Source organism: Pseudomonas sp. M47T1, from assembly GCF_000263855.1.
Taxonomy (GTDB): domain Bacteria; phylum Pseudomonadota; class Gammaproteobacteria; order Pseudomonadales; family Pseudomonadaceae; genus Aquipseudomonas.
Window position 1 is genome coordinate 70,251 of record NZ_AJWX01000028.1, and the last position, 15,014, is coordinate 85,264.

Genomic DNA, 15,014 nt, shown 5'->3' on the forward strand with positions numbered 1-15,014 from the left:
AATTGATGCTGGACGATAGTCGAAAGACCGTTCGTCGCCCGCGCCGCACCAACCCCTTGGCCGCACAATCCACCATAGGGAGCGATGACCCTCGTCGCGCGATCAACAATAAGACGGAGAACCCCATGGACGCATTTAAAGCAGGCAAGCTGGCCCTGGCTATCGCCCTGACCGGCGTACTGGCCGGCCCGGCTTTCGCCGCCACTTCCAATGATTTTGTCGACGCCGCAGCCTCGGGCGGCATCACCGAAGTCGAAGCCGGCAAGCTGGCGCTGGAAAAAAGCACCTCGGCCGACGTCAAGACCTTCGCCAACCAAATGATCAAGGATCACGGCGCGGCGAACGACAAGCTGACCGCCCTGGCCACCAAACTCGATATCGAAGTGCCGGACAGCGCCACACTGACCCAACAGGCCAAGCAAAAAGTCCTGGAGATGCGTGACGAGTCCTTCGACAAGGCCTACGCCGCCAATCAGGTCAAGGCGCACGAAGACACAGTGGCGCTGTTCAAGAAAGAGGCCGCTTCCTCCGACAAGCCAGAACTCAAGGCCTTTGCCGAAAAGACCCTGCCTACCCTTGAAGAACACCTGAAAATGGCCAAGGCCCTGCAAGCCAAGCATATGTAACCTGGCCGCCGCGCACGGCTGCCGAGTTCCCACAGCCGTGCGCGAGGTTTACCATGGGCGTTTTATGCCCTGCCAAAAGTCTTCCATGAACACTGATGCCCTCGCCGTACTGCAGCAACTGCTGACCACCGCCCTGCACACCCCACCCACCGAAACCCGTCGCCTGTTTCACGGCCGCGGTCGCTGCTGGCCAGGCCTGGAGCAGATCACCGTGGACTGGCTGCAAGGCGTATTGCTGGTGTCGCTGTTCCGCGAGCCGGCCACCGAGGAACTGGCCACGCTCAAGCCGCTGCTGCTGGCGCTGGCCCAGGCCACACCCCAGGTGCACAGCGTGATCCTGCAGCATCGCTACCTGCCCGACAGAAATGCCGAGTGGCTGCTGGGCGAGCCGGTGGACACCTGGTTCATCGACGAAGACGGCCTTCGCTATCAACTGGACCTGGGCCGCAAGCAGAACATCGGTTTGTTCCTGGACATGCGCTACGGCCGCCAGTGGGTACGCGAGCAAGCGGTGGGCAAGCGCGTGCTGAATCTGTTCGCCTACACCTGCGGGTTTTCCCTGGCGGCCATCGCCGGGGGCGCCGAGCATGTGGTGAACCTGGACATGGCCCGCGCCGCCCTCAGCCGTGGTCGCGACAACCACCGCCTGAACGGCCATGACCTGGACCGCGTGAGCTTTCTGGGCCACGAGCTGTTCAAGTCCTGGGGCAAGGTCAAGCGCGGCGGCCCGTATGACTTGGTCATCATCGACCCGCCCTCGTTCCAGCGTGGCAGCTTTGTGCTGACCCAGGATTACCGCAAGGTACTGCGCAAGCTGCCGGAGCTGCTGACCGAAGGCGGCGTGGTGCTGGCCTGCGTGAACGACCCGGCCATCGGTTCGGGCTTCCTGATCCAGAGCATGGCCGAAGAAGCCCCGGGGCTGGTGTTCCAGCACCGCCTGGCCAATCCGCCGGAGTTCCCCGACGCTGAAGCCGAGGGCGGCCTGAAAGCGCTGGTGTTCACGCCAGAATAACGTCCCCTTGGGGGCTGCTGCCAGGCTGCGGCAGCTCCTTGAGATGAACCGTTGCGGCCACAACGGTTGCTCTGCACGACAATGCAGCCTACCCTTCCCCGGCTTTTTCGCGCTTGCAGCAGGAAGCCGGTGTGAATCCGGCGCGGTCGCGCCACTGTGATCGGGCCTTGCCCGTCAGCCAGACCTTGCTGCACGCCTTCCCTTTCGCCCAACGGACGCGCCATCCCGGGAGCTGCTGCATGTCGTTACGCCTCTTCGCCCTTGCCTGCCTGTCACTGGCGGCCACCCACGCCCTCGCCGACACCTCCGCCAGTCACTACCCCTTGACGCTGCAGAACTGCGGCCACAGCGTGCGCATCGATGCGCCGCCCCAGCGCGCGATCAGCCTGGGCCAGGCCAGCACCGAACTGCTGCTGTCGCTGGGCCTGGCGCCGCGCATGGTCGGCACCGGTGTGTGGTTTGGCCCCTTGCCGCCGGCATTGGCCAGCGCCGGGGCCAGCGTGCCCCGCCTGGCCGAAAACGCCCCCAGCTTCGAGTCGGTGGCCAAGGCCGCCCCCGACATCGTGGTGGCGCAGTACACCTACCACGTCGGCCCCCAGGGCGAAGTGGCCACGCCCGAGCAGCTGCTCACACTGGGGATCCCTTCGTACGTGTCCCCCAGCGATTGCGATGGCAAGGGCGTGACAGCCAGCTCCAACGCCGACGGTAGCCGCAGCCAACTGTACTCCCTGGCATTGGTGGACAAGGAAATCAGTGAACTGGCCGCCATTTTCAACGTGCCTGCCGCCGGCCAAGCCCTGAGCACACGTCTGCATGAGCGGGTGGCGGCAGCGGTCAAATTGGCCAACGCCACGCCACACCCACCGCTCTCGGTGCTGTACTGGTTCTCCAGCACGCGCCTGGAAGGTGACCCGTGGGTGGCCGGCAAGAATGGCGCACCGGGCTATATTGCCCAGGTGCTGGGCCTGCACAACGTGATCGACAGCGATGAGGAATGGCCGGGCGTAAGCTGGGAAAGTATCGCCGCCAAAGACCCCGACGTGATCGTGCTGGCGCGCATGCAACGGCGCCTGTACCCGGCAGACGATGTCGAGAAGAAACTGGCGTTCCTGCGCAACGACCCGGTTACCCGTGAACTGAAAGCCGTGCGCAACGGGCGCCTGATCGTGGTCGACGCCAACAGCCTGAACCCGTCCATGGGCGTGGTGGACGCCATTGAAAGCATCGCTGCGGGCTTGGCGAGCAAAGGCAGCACGCCGTGATCGAGCGCCTCACGGCCGACCACGCCCGGGGCTGGCGCTGGCGCTGGCTGCTGACGTTGCTGGGCCTGGCCACGCTGGCGCTTTCAGTGGCACTGGCGGTCTGCCTGGGCGAGTTGGACATTCCTTTGGCTGTCACCCTCAAGGCACTGCTCAACGGCCTGGGCCTGGGCACCTATGACGTGTCGCGTATCCAGCAGGGCATCATTTTCGAGTATCGCCTTAGCCGTGCCCTGGTGGCGGCCTGCTGCGGCGCCGGCTTGTCGTTGTCTGGCGTGGTGTTGCAAGCCTTGCTGCGCAACGCGTTGGCCGACCCCTATGTGCTGGGCATCAGTGCCGGCGCCTCCACCGGTGCGGTAATGGTGATGCTGCTGGGCCTGGGCGGCGGTTTGATCGGCATTTCCCTGGGCGCGTTCCTGGGTGCAGGCCTGGCTTTTACTCTGGTCGCCCTCCTGGCCAGCGGTATTCAGGGCGGGCCAGCGCAAGTCATTCTGGCCGGGGTGGCCGCGGCGCAACTGTTCAACGCGCTGACCGCGTGGACAGTGTCGACGTCGGCCAATGCCGAGCAGGCCCGCAGCGTGATGTTCTGGCTGCTGGGCAGCCTGGGCGGGGTGCGCTGGAATGATGTGGGGCTGGCGGCCGGCGTGGTGGGTGCAGGCCTGGTGGTGTGCCTGTACTGCGCCAGGGCGCTGGACGCCTTCGTGTTTGGCGACGACGCCGCCGCCAGCCTCGGCGTGCCGGTGGCAAGGCTGCGCTGGTTGCTGTTCGCGGTCACGGCGCTGATCACCGCCAGCCTGGTCAGCATTGTCGGCGCCGTGGGCTTCGTCGGCCTGGTAGTACCGCACATGGCACGCCTGCTGGTGGGGCCACGGCATGTGCGGCTGCTGCTGGCCAGCGCACTGATCGGCGCCAACTTCATGGTGCTGGCTGACATTGCCTCGCGCCTGATCGTCCCCGGCCAGGTGCTGCCCATCGGCGTGGTCACCGCGCTGGTGGGCGCCCCGGTGTTCGCCGCCCTGCTCTACCGCAATCGGAGCGCGCCATGAGCCTGCGCGCCGACAACGTCGGCTGGGGCAGCGATGGCCGCGTCATTATCGAAGGCATCAACCTGACATTGCCCGCCGGCGGCACCCTGGGGCTGATCGGCCCCAACGGCTCGGGCAAATCGACCTTGCTGCGCTTGCTGGCCGGTTTGCGCGTGCCGGGCACCGGCGCCGTCAGCCTCGATGACCAACCGCTGGCCCAATGGCCACGCAAGGCCTTGGCCCGGCGGGTGGCGCTGGTGGAACAGCATGCCGGTACCGACATCGACATTTGCGTGCAGGACATCGTGCGCCTGGGACGCACGCCCCACCGCGGCGCCCTGGCGCCCTGGTGCAACGAAGACCAGGCCATCGTAGATCAGGCCCTGGAGCGCACCCACCTGAGCGACCTGCGCAAGCGCCCGTGGCGCAGCCTGTCGGGCGGCGAACGCCAGCGCACGCAGATCGCCCGCGCCCTGGCGCAATGCCCCAGCGAACTGTTGCTGGACGAGCCCACCAATCATCTGGATATCCAGCACCAGTTGCACCTGCTACAACTGATACAAGGCTTGCCCGTGACCTGCGTGATGGCCCTGCACGACCTGAACCTGGCCGCGATGTTCTGCGACCGGCTGGTGCTGCTGCAACGCGGGCGCGTGGTGGCCAGCGGCAGCCCCGACCAGGTCATCACCAGCGACCTGATTGCCTCGGTGTACGGCGTGCGCGCCGTTGTTTCGCGCTCAGCGCACCATGGTCGCCCGCATATTCAATACTTGCCCTGAGGCGCCGCCCATGAAGACGCTCCTGGTGATCGGCATCGGTGCCGGCAACCCCGACCACTTGACGCTGCAGGCACTCCAGGCGCTGAACCGCGCCGACGTGTTCTTGCTGTTTGACAAGGGGCCGGCCAAACATGGCCTCAACGACCTGCGTCGCGATGTGTGCACGCGCTTTGCCACGCAGCGCCCCTGGCGCTTCGTGGAAGCCGACAACCCCGAGCGCCCACCCGATGGCGACAGCTACCGCGGCGCCGTCCGACAGCTCAATGACGACAAGCAACAAGTGATTGAACAGCTCATCGCCCATCACGTGGCCGAGGGCGAATGCGCCGGCATCCTGGTGTGGGGAGACCCCGCCCTGTACGACAGTACCTTGCGCATTCTGCAGGCCATCCTGGCTGCGGGGCGGGTGGCGTTCGAGTACCAGGTGATTCCCGGCATCACCTCGGTGCAGGCGCTGACGGCCAGCCACCGCGTGCCCCTTAACGAAATCGGTGGCTCGGTGCACATCAGCCCAGGGCGGCAGTTGCCCGCCCACGTCGAGCCTGGCGATAGCCAGGTGGTGATGCTCGATGCACACCAGGCGTTCAACCGCTTGCGCGGGCAGGGTCTGTTCATCTGGTGGGGGGCATACGTGGGTAGCCCTGAGGAACTGCTGATAGCCGGGCCGCTTGATGAGGTAGCCGACGAGATTGTGCGAGTGCGTGAAGAAGCCCGGGCGCGGCATGGGTGGATGATGGACAGCTATCTGCTGCGCCACGTTTGACGACATTACGCGTGGCCTGACACACCGCGTCGCAAGACGCCGCCTTCGGCAGCGGTACCTCACCGATTGACGGAAATACCTGCGATACGCTGTTGCTGTCAGCTTTTGACGTTGGCCCTGTTAAGCGCCAGGGCGGAGCGAGGGGACCCGTAACGCTTTTTTTGGGGGCGGCCGGCGCAATGGGCCGCTTGACGCTGGCAGTTCGTGAGGCCCATAAAAAAGGCCGCTTTCGCGGCCTTTTCAGGGGGTTCACAGGCTTAGTAGCGCGTGATGTCCGCCTTGGTTTCCAGCGCCTTGCGGTAGGCCGCGAAGTCTTGCTGGCCTGCGCGCGAGGCGAGGAAGCGGCGGTATTGCGCTTTCTCTGCATCGCTGGCGGCAGCGGCTTCGTTGACACCGTTCAGGCGTACCACCACGTAGCTGCCATCCGACAGGCTGACGCTGCCGTAGACCGGCTTGTCCTTGCCCTGGGGCTTGGTCATGCGGAACACCGATTGCAGCACGGCCGGGTCAACCCCTTCCTGGCTGCGGGTCACGGCTTCCTGGGTCTTCCAGGCTTGACCGTCCTGGCTGGCCGCCAACGCGACTTTACCGTCACGCAGGCCAGCTACCAGGGCATCGGCCTTGGCTTTCACCGCGTCGCTGGCCTTGACCTGCGCCAAGTGCTTGCGGATAGCGTCGGAAACGGCCTCAAGCGGTAGCTGGGCCGGCTTGCGGTGTTCCTTAACGTGCACCACAACCGTGGTTTCCGGGTCCAGTTCGATGGCCGAGCTGTTGGCGCCTTCGTCCATCACTTCCGGGCTGAATGCCGCCTGGATCACGCCACGGTTGGCGGTGATGCCTTCGCTGCCGCCTTCGCGACCGAAGGGTGCGGAGGTCTGCACTTTCAGGCCCAGGTCAGCGGCTGGCTGCACCAGGTCGGACGCCTCAAACGAGGAGTCTTCCAGTTTCTTCGCAGCATCGACGTACATCTGCTCGACCTGTGCGGTCTTGGCGTCGCGGGTCAGCTTGTCTTTCAGGCTGGCGAAGGTCGGCACGTTCGGTGCCTGCACGCCCAGCAGCTTGATCAGGTGCCAGCCGAACTGGCTGCGTACCGGTGCCGACACCTGGTCCTTGTTCAGCGCGTACAGCGCTGTTTCGAAGGCCGGGTCATAGACACCCTTGCCAGCGTAGCCCAGGTCACCGCCATTGGTGGCCGAGCCAGGGTCCTGCGAGAACTCCTTGGCCAGCTTGGCGAAGTCTTCGCCCTTGGCCAGGCGCGCCTGGATCTCTTCGATCTTGGCCTTGGCCTGGGCGTCGGTGGTCTTGGCGTTCACCTCGATCAAGATGTGCGCGGCACGACGCTGTTCCGACAGCGCGGCAGTCTGAGCCTTGTAGGCAGCCTGCAGGTCTTCGTCCTTGACGGTGACCTTGTCGAAGAACGACGACTTCTTCAGTTCGATGTAGTCGATCACCACCTGATCGGGGCTCATGAACTCCTTGGCGTGCTCGTCGTAGTGCGCCTTGACTTCATCGTCGGTGACCTTCACGGCAGACGGGTCAGCCTTGAAGGTCAGCGAAGCGAAATCGCGGGTCTGCTTTTCCAGGCGGGCAAAGGCCTGGACCTGAGCGTCGGTGACAAAGCTGCTGCCAGCAACACCAGCGCGCAGTTGGCCGACCAGCATTTCCTGAGCCATCATTTGGCGGAATTGCAGGCGGTTGTAACCCATCTGGCGAATCACGGCGTCGAAACGGTCGGCACTGAACTTGCCGTCTACCTGGAATTCAGGCGTTTGCAGGATCAACTGGTCCAGTTCGGCTTCCGAGAAGCTGAACTTGGCATCGCCGGCACCCTGGATAAGCAGCTTGCGATCGATCAACCCCTTGAGCGCTGCCTCACGCAGCATTTTCTCGTCGAGCATCGACGCATCGAAATCCTTGCCCAGCTGTTGCATCAGCTGGCGGCGTTGCATTTCAACGGCCTGTGCCAGCTCGCTCTGGGTAATGGCATCGCCATTGACCTTGGCCGCGTCGGCAGTGTGGCTGGTGGCTCTGAAAATGGCATCGAAGCCGGTCAGTGCCATCAAGGCAACGATGACACCGATGATGGTCTTGGCAATCCAGCCTTGTGAATTGTCCCTGATATTCTGCAGCATGCGTCCCCCAGAAACGGTTGTACTGATTAAACAACCGCGGAGAGTGGGTAGAATCCGGATAGAAGAAAGGCGCATCCGAGGATGCGCCTTCTCGTAACTGGCGGAGCAATCACCGGCGCCGTGCGTCGGCTTGAGACCAGCTCATTGGCTGCTCCGCTTCCAGGTCGGAAATTTTCCCGCCCCGGTCGGGCAAAGGCGTGAAAGAACTTAGTTTACCGCTTCTTTCAGAGCTTTGCCGGCCTTGAAGCCTGGCTTCTTGGCAGCAGCGATTTCCAGGGTCTTGCCAGTCTGTGGGTTACGGCCAACGCGAGCTGGACGATCAGTCACAGAAAAAGTACCGAAACCAACCAGTACAACGGAGTCGCCAGCCTTCAGAGCGCCAGTGACGGAGTCGATTACTGCGTCCAGCGCGCGGCCAGCTACAGCTTTCGGGATATCAGCAGATGCAGCGATAGCATCAATCAGTTCCGACTTGTTCACTCTAAGTCCCCTTATATCTATATGAGTTTGTTTCTAAGTATGTGGTGAAAGCTAAAACTACGCCGGGAGGCTGCTGACACATTAAGTGCCGCTTTATAACAAGGGCTTTAAAAAACTGTCAAGAAAAGCCCCCCGGCCAAATGCTTGCTAGTGCGTGCTGATTCTTTCCTTGGAATCCGACTCGCGCTTCTCGTCCTTCGCGACAATCTCCGGAGCCACATCGGGCAAGGGCTCCGGGGCGTATTGCAGCGCAATCTGGAGCACTTCGTCAATCCATTTAACCGGTTTAATCTGAAGATCCTGCTTAATATTGTCAGGAATTTCCTTCAAATCACGCACATTCTCTTCCGGAATGATCACTGTCTTGATTCCACCACGATGGGCCGCCAGCAATTTCTCCTTCAGACCACCAATGGCCAGCACCTGACCACGCAGGGTGATCTCGCCAGTCATGGCCACATCGGCACGCACTGGAATCTGCGTCAGGGCCGATACCAGCGCTGTGCACATGCCTACGCCAGCACTTGGGCCGTCCTTGGGCGTGGCGCCCTCGGGCATGTGGATGTGCGTATCACGCTTCTCGTGGAAGTCCAGGGGAATGCCCAGGCTCTTGGCACGGCTGCGCACCACGGTAAGTGCGGCAGTGATGGATTCGACCATCACATCACCCAGCGAACCGGTCTTGATCAATTGGCCCTTGCCGGGTACCACGGCGGCTTCGATGGTCAGCAACTCGCCGCCCACCTGGGTCCATGCCAGGCCGGTGACCTGACCGATCTGGTCCTGCTGCTCGGCCAGGCCGTAGCGGAACTTGCGCACACCCAGGAAGTGTTCCAGAGAGTCGGACGTGACCTTCACCGAGAAATGCTTGTCACGAGCGTGTTCCTTGACCACCTTGCGGCACACCTTGGCGAGCTGGCGTTCCAGGCCACGCACACCGGCTTCGCGGGTGTAGTAGCGGATGATGTCGCGAATCGCGGCCACGTCCACTTCCAGTTCACCCTTCTTCAGGCCGTTGGCGGCAATCTGCTTGGGCGACAGGTACTTGGTGGCAATGTTGATCTTCTCGTCCTCGGTGTAACCCGGCAGGCGGATCACTTCCATGCGGTCCAGCAATGCTGGCGGGATATTCATGGAGTTGGAGGTGCAGAGGAACATCACGTCCGAGAGGTCGTAGTCGACTTCCAGGTAGTGGTCGTTGAAATTGTGGTTCTGCTCGGGGTCGAGCACTTCCAGCAGTGCCGACGCCGGGTCACCGCGCATGTCGCTGCCCATCTTGTCGATTTCATCCAGCAGGAACAGCGGGTTGCGCACCCCTACCTTGGTCATCTTCTGGATCAGGCGGCCTGGCATCGAGCCGATGTAGGTACGGCGGTGACCGCGAATCTCGGCTTCGTCACGCACGCCACCCAGGGCCATGCGCACGAACTTGCGGTTGGTGGCATGAGCGATGGACTCGGCCAGCGAAGTTTTACCCACGCCAGGCGGGCCTACCAGGCACAGTACAGGGCCGCGTATCTTTTTAACGCGCTTTTGCACGGCGAGGTATTCAAGGATACGCTCCTTGACCTCTTCCAGGCCGTAGTGGTCGGCGTCGAGGATGTCCTCGGCGCGGGCCAGGTCCAGGCGCACCTTGCTCTGGGCCTTCCACGGCACTTGCACCAGCCAGTCGATGTAGGAACGCACCACGGTGGCCTCGGCCGACATCGGCGACATCTGCTTGAGCTTGTTCAGCTCGGCAGTGGCCTTGGCCAGGGCGTCCTTGGGCAGGCCAGCGGCGTCGATGCGCTTTTTCAGCTCTTCGACTTCGTTGTGGCCTTCGTCGCTGTCGCCAAGCTCCTTCTGAATGGCCTTCATCTGCTCATTCAGGTAGTACTCGCGCTGGCTGCGCTCCATTTGTTTCTTCACGCGGCCGCGGATGCGCTTCTCGACCTGCAGCAGGTCGATTTCGGCGTCCAGCAGGGCCAGCACGTGCTCAACCCGGGCGGACAGGTCGATGATTTCGAGGATTTCCTGCTTCTGCTCGATTTTCAGCGCCATGTGCGCGGCCATGGTGTCTACCAGGCGGCCAGGCTCATCGATGCTGTTGAGGGAGGACAGGACTTCGGCAGGGACTTTCTTGCCCAACTGCACGTATTGTTCGAACTGAGCCAGCAGGCTACGCACGAACACCTCGGACTCGCGGTCCGGGGCATCGACTTCGTCGATCAGTTGCACTTCAGCGCGGCAATGGCCGTCTACTTCCATGAAGCTTTCAACTGTACCGCGCTGCTCGCCTTCCACCAGCACTTTGACGGTGCCATCAGGCAGCTTGAGCAGTTGCAGCACGGTAGCAACGGTACCCACGCGATACAGGGCGTCTTCGCCTGGATCATCGTCGGCAGGATTCTTCTGGGCCAGCAGCAATATCTGCTTTTCGCCCGTCATCGCGGCCTCGAGGGCTTCGATGGATTTCTCGCGCCCCACGAACAGCGGGATCACCATGTGCGGATACACAACGACATCACGCAATGGCAGGAGAGGCAATTCGATGGTTGTCTTCATGATTTCGCCTCTACAGCGGCCCAGGGGCCGTAGACAGATGGAATTGAGCTTGTAGTCAATGTGGGGGCAGCCCCGAAAAAAAACAAGCGCTGCTGGCAGGAAAAGAAAAGGGGCCCGAAGGCCCCTTCCTGTTTCAAGCCGCAGGTCGACTTATGCGTCTGGCGCAGCCTTGGCCGGTGTCTCACTGTTTTCGTAGATCAACAGCGGCTTGGACTTACCTTCAATGACGCTTTCGTCGATCACCACTTTACTGACGTCAGTCTGCGAAGGGATCTCGTACATGGTGTCAAGCAGCACGCCTTCCAGGATCGAACGCAGGCCACGAGCACCGGTTTTACGTTCCAGCGCGCGGTGAGCTACAGACTTCAGCGCGTCGGTACGGAATTCCAGGTCCACGCCTTCCATTTCGAACAGCTTGGCGTATTGCTTGGTGAGGGCGTTCTTGGGCTCGGTCAGAATCTGCATCAGCGCAGCTTCGTCCAGCTCGTCCAGAGTGGCCAGCACCGGCAGACGGCCTACGAATTCCGGGATCAGACCGAACTTGACCAGGTCGTCAGGTTCGACTTCACGCAGGGACTCGCCCACCTTCTTGCCTTCCTGCTTGCTGCGCACTTCGGCGTTGAAGCCGATGCCGCCAGCCGTGGAACGGTTCTGGATGACCTTTTCAAGGCCCGAGAACGCACCACCGCAAATGAACAGAATGTTGCGGGTGTCGACCTGCAGGAACTCCTGCTGAGGATGCTTGCGACCGCCTTGTGGCGGTACCGAGGCAACGGTGCCCTCGATCAGCTTCAACAATGCCTGCTGCACGCCCTCGCCCGATACATCACGAGTGATGGACGGGTTGTCGGACTTGCGCGAGATCTTGTCGATCTCGTCGATGTAGACAATGCCCATCTGGGCCTTCTCGACATCGTAGTCGCACTTCTGCAACAACTTTTGAATAATGTTTTCAACGTCTTCACCAACGTAGCCAGCCTCGGTCAAGGTGGTGGCGTCAGCGATAGTGAACGGAACGTTGAGCAGGCGCGCCAGGGTTTCAGCCAGCAGCGTCTTGCCCGAACCGGTCGGGCCGATGAGCAGGATGTTGCTCTTGCCCAGTTCGACGTCGTCGCCCTTCTTGTCGCGTTGGTTCAGGCGCTTGTAGTGGTTGTACACCGCTACCGCCAGGACCTTCTTGGCACGTTCCTGACCAATCACGTACTGGTCAAGGATGCCGCTGATTTCTTTGGGCGAAGGCAATTTATGCGCGTTGCTTTCGGCCTGGGCTTCCTGCACCTCCTCGCGGATGATGTCGTTGCACAGGTCGACGCACTCGTCGCAGATAAAGACCGAGGGGCCGGCAATCAATTTGCGTACTTCATGCTGGCTTTTGCCACAGAAGGAGCAATAGAGCAATTTGCCGTTGTCCTCGCCGTTGCGGGTGTCAGTCATTCGATCGATCCAAATCCGATAGGCTTGCAACACAAGATGAAGGCAATCGCGGGGTTTTTCAAGTCCACAGGTGGCTGGTTGTGCCAACCACCTGGCATTAGCACCGCTTAGGCAGGCATCTGACGCTTGTTGATCACCGAATCGACCAGGCCGTATTCGGCCGCGCGGTCGGCGCTCATGAAGTTGTCACGGTTTGTGTCCTGCTCGATCTGCTCCAGTGTCTGGCCGGTGTGGAAGGCCAGCAGCTCGTTCAGACGGTGGCGAATCGAGAGGATTTCACGGGCATGAATGTCGATATCCGACGCCTGGCCCTGGAAACCGCCCAGTGGCTGGTGAATCATCACACGTGAGTTGGGCAGGCAGTAACGCTTGCCCTTCGCGCCGCCAGCCAGCAGGAAGGCGCCCATGCTGCACGCCTGGCCAATGCAGGTAGTCGACACGTCTGGCTTGATGAACTGCATGGTGTCGTAGATCGACATGCCTGCAGTGACCGAGCCGCCAGGGGAGTTGATGTAGAGATGGATATCCTTGTCCGGGTTTTCGGCTTCAAGGAAGAGCAATTGCGCGCATACCAGGTTGGCCATGTAGTCTTCCACCGGGCCAATCAGGAAGATCACTCGCTCCTTCAGAAGGCGCGAGTAGATGTCGTAGGCGCGTTCGCCACGAGCCGATTGCTCGACAACCATCGGGACCAGGCCGCCAGCGGCCTGGATGTCAGAACTCTGCTGAATATAAGAATTGCGGGACATGTCTCGCACTCACTCCCAAATAGTCAAGTCTTGAATACGCATAAGCCAGCACGAAGGCTGGCTTATGGTGGTGTTCCAACGCTGGAAGGAATCAGTCGGCTTGTGGAGCTTCTACCGGCTTGACTGCTTCTTCGTAGGAGACCGCTTTGTCGGTCACACTAGCTTTCTGCAGAACAGTATCCACAACTTGTTCTTCCAGCACAACCGAACGGACTTCGTTCAGTTGCTGGTCGTTCTTGTAGTACCACGCCACGACCTGCTCTGGCTCCTGGTAGGCCGAGGCCATTTCCTGGATCAGCTCACGTACGCGGGCTTCGTCCGGCTTCAGCTCGTTGGCCTTGACCACTTCGGCGACGATCAGGCCCAACACTACGCGACGCTTGGCTTGTTCTTCGAACAGCTCGGCCGGCAGTTGATCAGGCTTGATGTTGCCACCGAACTGCTGAACGGCTTGAACGCGCAGGCGGTTCACTTCGTTTTCCAGCAGGGCCTTTGGCACTTCGATCGGGTTGGCAGCCAGCAGACCGTCCATGACCTGGTTCTTCACCTTGGTCTTGATGGCCTGGCGCAGCTCGCGCTCCATGTTCTTGCGAACTTCGGTGCGGAAGCCTTCCAGACCGGTTTCCTTGATGCCGAACTGATTGAAGAAGGCTTCGTTCAGCTCAGGCAGGGTCGGTGCGCCAACGCTGTTCACGGTAACGGTGAACTCGGCAGCTTTGCCAGCCAGGTCCAGGTTCTGATAGTCCTCTGGGAAGGTCAGGGTCAGAACGCGCTCTTCACCGGCCTTGGCGCCAACCAGGCCGTCTTCGAAGCCTGGGATCATGCGGCCGGAACCCAGCACCAGTTGAGTGCCCTGGGCCGAACCGCCAGCGAAGGCTTCGCCGTCGATCTTGCCGACGAAATCGATGTTCAGCTGGTCTTCGTTTGCAGCGGCGCGATCGGCAGCTTCAAAACGCACGTTCTGCTTGCGCAGGATTTCCAGCATGTTGTCCAGGTCGGCATCAGCCACTTCGGCGCTCAGGCGCTCGACAGCGATGGACTCGAAACCTGCGACGGCGAACTCTGGGAATACTTCGAACGTTGCGATGTATTCCAGGTCCTTGCCCTTTTCGAACACTTTAGGCTCGACAGCCGGGGCACCGGCTGGATTCAGCTTCTGCTCAACCACGGCTTCGTAGAAAGTCGCCTGGATCAGGTCGCCCAGGGCTTCCTGACGTGCGGAATCTTCGTAGCGCTGGCGAATAACGCTCATCGGCACTTTGCCAGGACGGAAGCCTGGAACCTTAGCGCGACGGGCAGTCTGTTGCAGACGCTTGTTGACTTCGGTCTCGATGCGCTCGGCAGGCACGCCGATGGTCATGCGGCGCTCGAGAGCGGAAGTGTTTTCAACAGAAACTTGCATTGATTTTCCTCGTTGCACAGACGTTAGCCGGCCATTTCCGACCCCAATCAAGGGCATGCATTCTAGAGGGTCGAACACAATAAGTCACCCTGTGCAAGACAGCCTTGCGCAACGAAACGCGAAAGCGGCCCAAATGCCCGGCCACAAAGGGCTTGGCAGGGCCTTGCAGCCTGCTTGCAGGGCCATTTTCAGTGCGACGGGCGGCAATCGCCCAGCACCGATGGGAAAATACCCACCGACAAATCCCCTGCCCGTCTTTTCAAAATATTTACGTTCGTAGACAAACAGTTACAAATTTTCGTTGTCTGATTTATCAGTACGGGCGCATTACCCCCGACATCAGGAGATAACCGTGTTCAACAAACTGACCAAATTCGCCGTTGCAGCGCTGGCCACCGCCGCCATCCTCAGCACTTCGGGCTGCATTATCTTCCCTGACCACGGGCATGGCGGCGGGGGTTATCACCGCGGATACTATCGCTGATAGCACCATGAAATGAAAAAGCCCGCCTTCGAAAGAAGGCGGGCTTTTTTGTGATGGGCGAAATGACCTGAACACGGGAGGCCAAATGCGCCTTTCCCGGTAATCCGCAAATCAAAAAAAAAGGCACCGAACTCACATTCGGTGCCTTTCTTACAAATATGGGGTGGACGATGGGGATCGAACCCACGACAACAGGAGTCACAATCCTGTGCTCTACCAACTGAGCTACGCCCACCATATTGCGGTGCAACGGACGCCCTGAAAAACAGGGCTATACAACTTAAATGGTGCGGACGAAGAGACTCGAACTCTTACAGCTTGCGCC

Annotated in this window: 13 protein-coding genes, 1 tRNA gene and 1 riboswitch; of the genes, 7 read left to right on the forward strand and 7 right to left on the reverse strand. The window is 61.1% G+C overall.

What is annotated here, in order from left to right:
• Positions 1-125: 125 nt before the first annotated feature.
• The 6 genes from PMM47T1_RS23555 to cobF all read left to right on the forward strand — a co-directional run bounded on the left by PMM47T1_RS23555 (position 126) and on the right by cobF (position 5,464).
• Entirely contained in the window at positions 126-626 is a 501-nt protein-coding gene (locus PMM47T1_RS23555) for a DUF4142 domain-containing protein (RefSeq protein ID WP_008373795.1), read from the forward strand.
• Between the two features lie 85 nt (positions 627-711).
• Entirely contained in the window at positions 712-1,638 is a 927-nt protein-coding gene (locus tag PMM47T1_RS23560) for a class I SAM-dependent methyltransferase (protein WP_008373797.1), read from the forward strand.
• 111 nt (positions 1,639-1,749) lie between these two features.
• Positions 1,750-1,834: riboswitch (adenosylcobalamin (AdoCbl) riboswitch) on the forward strand.
• A gap of 43 nt (positions 1,835-1,877) precedes the next feature.
• Complete coding sequence (locus PMM47T1_RS23565; RefSeq protein WP_008373799.1) at positions 1,878-2,900, forward strand: ABC transporter substrate-binding protein; 1,023 nt, start codon at positions 1,878-1,880, stop codon at positions 2,898-2,900.
• On the forward strand, positions 2,897-3,943 hold the full coding sequence (locus tag PMM47T1_RS23570; RefSeq protein WP_008373800.1) for a FecCD family ABC transporter permease: 1,047 nt from the start codon (positions 2,897-2,899) through the stop codon (positions 3,941-3,943). The genes PMM47T1_RS23565 and PMM47T1_RS23570 overlap by 4 nt, the downstream gene beginning before the upstream one ends.
• Entirely contained in the window at positions 3,940-4,701 is a 762-nt protein-coding gene (locus PMM47T1_RS23575; protein ID WP_008373802.1) for an ABC transporter ATP-binding protein, read from the forward strand. The genes PMM47T1_RS23570 and PMM47T1_RS23575 overlap by 4 nt, the downstream gene beginning before the upstream one ends.
• A gap of 10 nt (positions 4,702-4,711) precedes the next feature.
• Positions 4,712-5,464, forward strand: coding sequence for a precorrin-6A synthase (deacetylating) (gene cobF / locus PMM47T1_RS23580; RefSeq protein ID WP_008373803.1), 753 nt, complete (start codon positions 4,712-4,714; stop codon positions 5,462-5,464).
• A gap of 257 nt (positions 5,465-5,721) precedes the next feature.
• Here the strand turns inward: cobF and PMM47T1_RS23585 are convergent, their stop codons facing one another.
• The 6 genes from PMM47T1_RS23585 to tig form a co-directional block, all read right to left on the reverse strand.
• A complete protein-coding gene (locus PMM47T1_RS23585; protein WP_008373805.1) occupies positions 5,722-7,596 on the reverse strand; it encodes a SurA N-terminal domain-containing protein in 1,875 nt (624 codons plus the stop codon).
• Between the two features lie 207 nt (positions 7,597-7,803).
• Complete coding sequence (locus PMM47T1_RS29280) at positions 7,804-8,076, reverse strand: HU family DNA-binding protein (protein ID WP_008373806.1); 273 nt, start codon at positions 8,074-8,076, stop codon at positions 7,804-7,806.
• A 147-nt stretch (positions 8,077-8,223) separates the two neighbouring features.
• Positions 8,224-10,620, reverse strand: coding sequence for an endopeptidase La (lon, locus tag PMM47T1_RS23595; protein ID WP_008373807.1), 2,397 nt, complete (start codon positions 10,618-10,620; stop codon positions 8,224-8,226).
• Between the two features lie 150 nt (positions 10,621-10,770).
• On the reverse strand, positions 10,771-12,054 hold the full coding sequence (gene clpX, locus PMM47T1_RS23600; protein ID WP_008373808.1) for an ATP-dependent Clp protease ATP-binding subunit ClpX: 1,284 nt from the start codon (positions 12,052-12,054) through the stop codon (positions 10,771-10,773).
• 107 nt (positions 12,055-12,161) lie between these two features.
• Positions 12,162-12,803, reverse strand: a complete 642-nt coding sequence (clpP, locus tag PMM47T1_RS23605) for an ATP-dependent Clp endopeptidase proteolytic subunit ClpP (RefSeq protein ID WP_008373810.1) — start codon at positions 12,801-12,803, stop codon at positions 12,162-12,164.
• A gap of 91 nt (positions 12,804-12,894) precedes the next feature.
• Entirely contained in the window at positions 12,895-14,205 is a 1,311-nt protein-coding gene (gene tig, locus PMM47T1_RS23610) for a trigger factor (RefSeq protein ID WP_008373812.1), read from the reverse strand.
• A 352-nt stretch (positions 14,206-14,557) separates the two neighbouring features.
• Here tig and PMM47T1_RS30635 point away from each other — a divergent pair, with 352 nt between their 5' ends.
• Positions 14,558-14,689: a hypothetical protein gene (locus PMM47T1_RS30635; protein ID WP_274379883.1), complete on the forward strand. Its 132-nt coding sequence runs from the start codon at positions 14,558-14,560 to the stop codon at positions 14,687-14,689.
• A 159-nt stretch (positions 14,690-14,848) separates the two neighbouring features.
• Here PMM47T1_RS30635 and PMM47T1_RS23615 read toward each other — a convergent pair.
• A tRNA-His gene (locus PMM47T1_RS23615) sits at positions 14,849-14,924 on the reverse strand.
• Positions 14,925-15,014 lie beyond the last annotated feature (90 nt).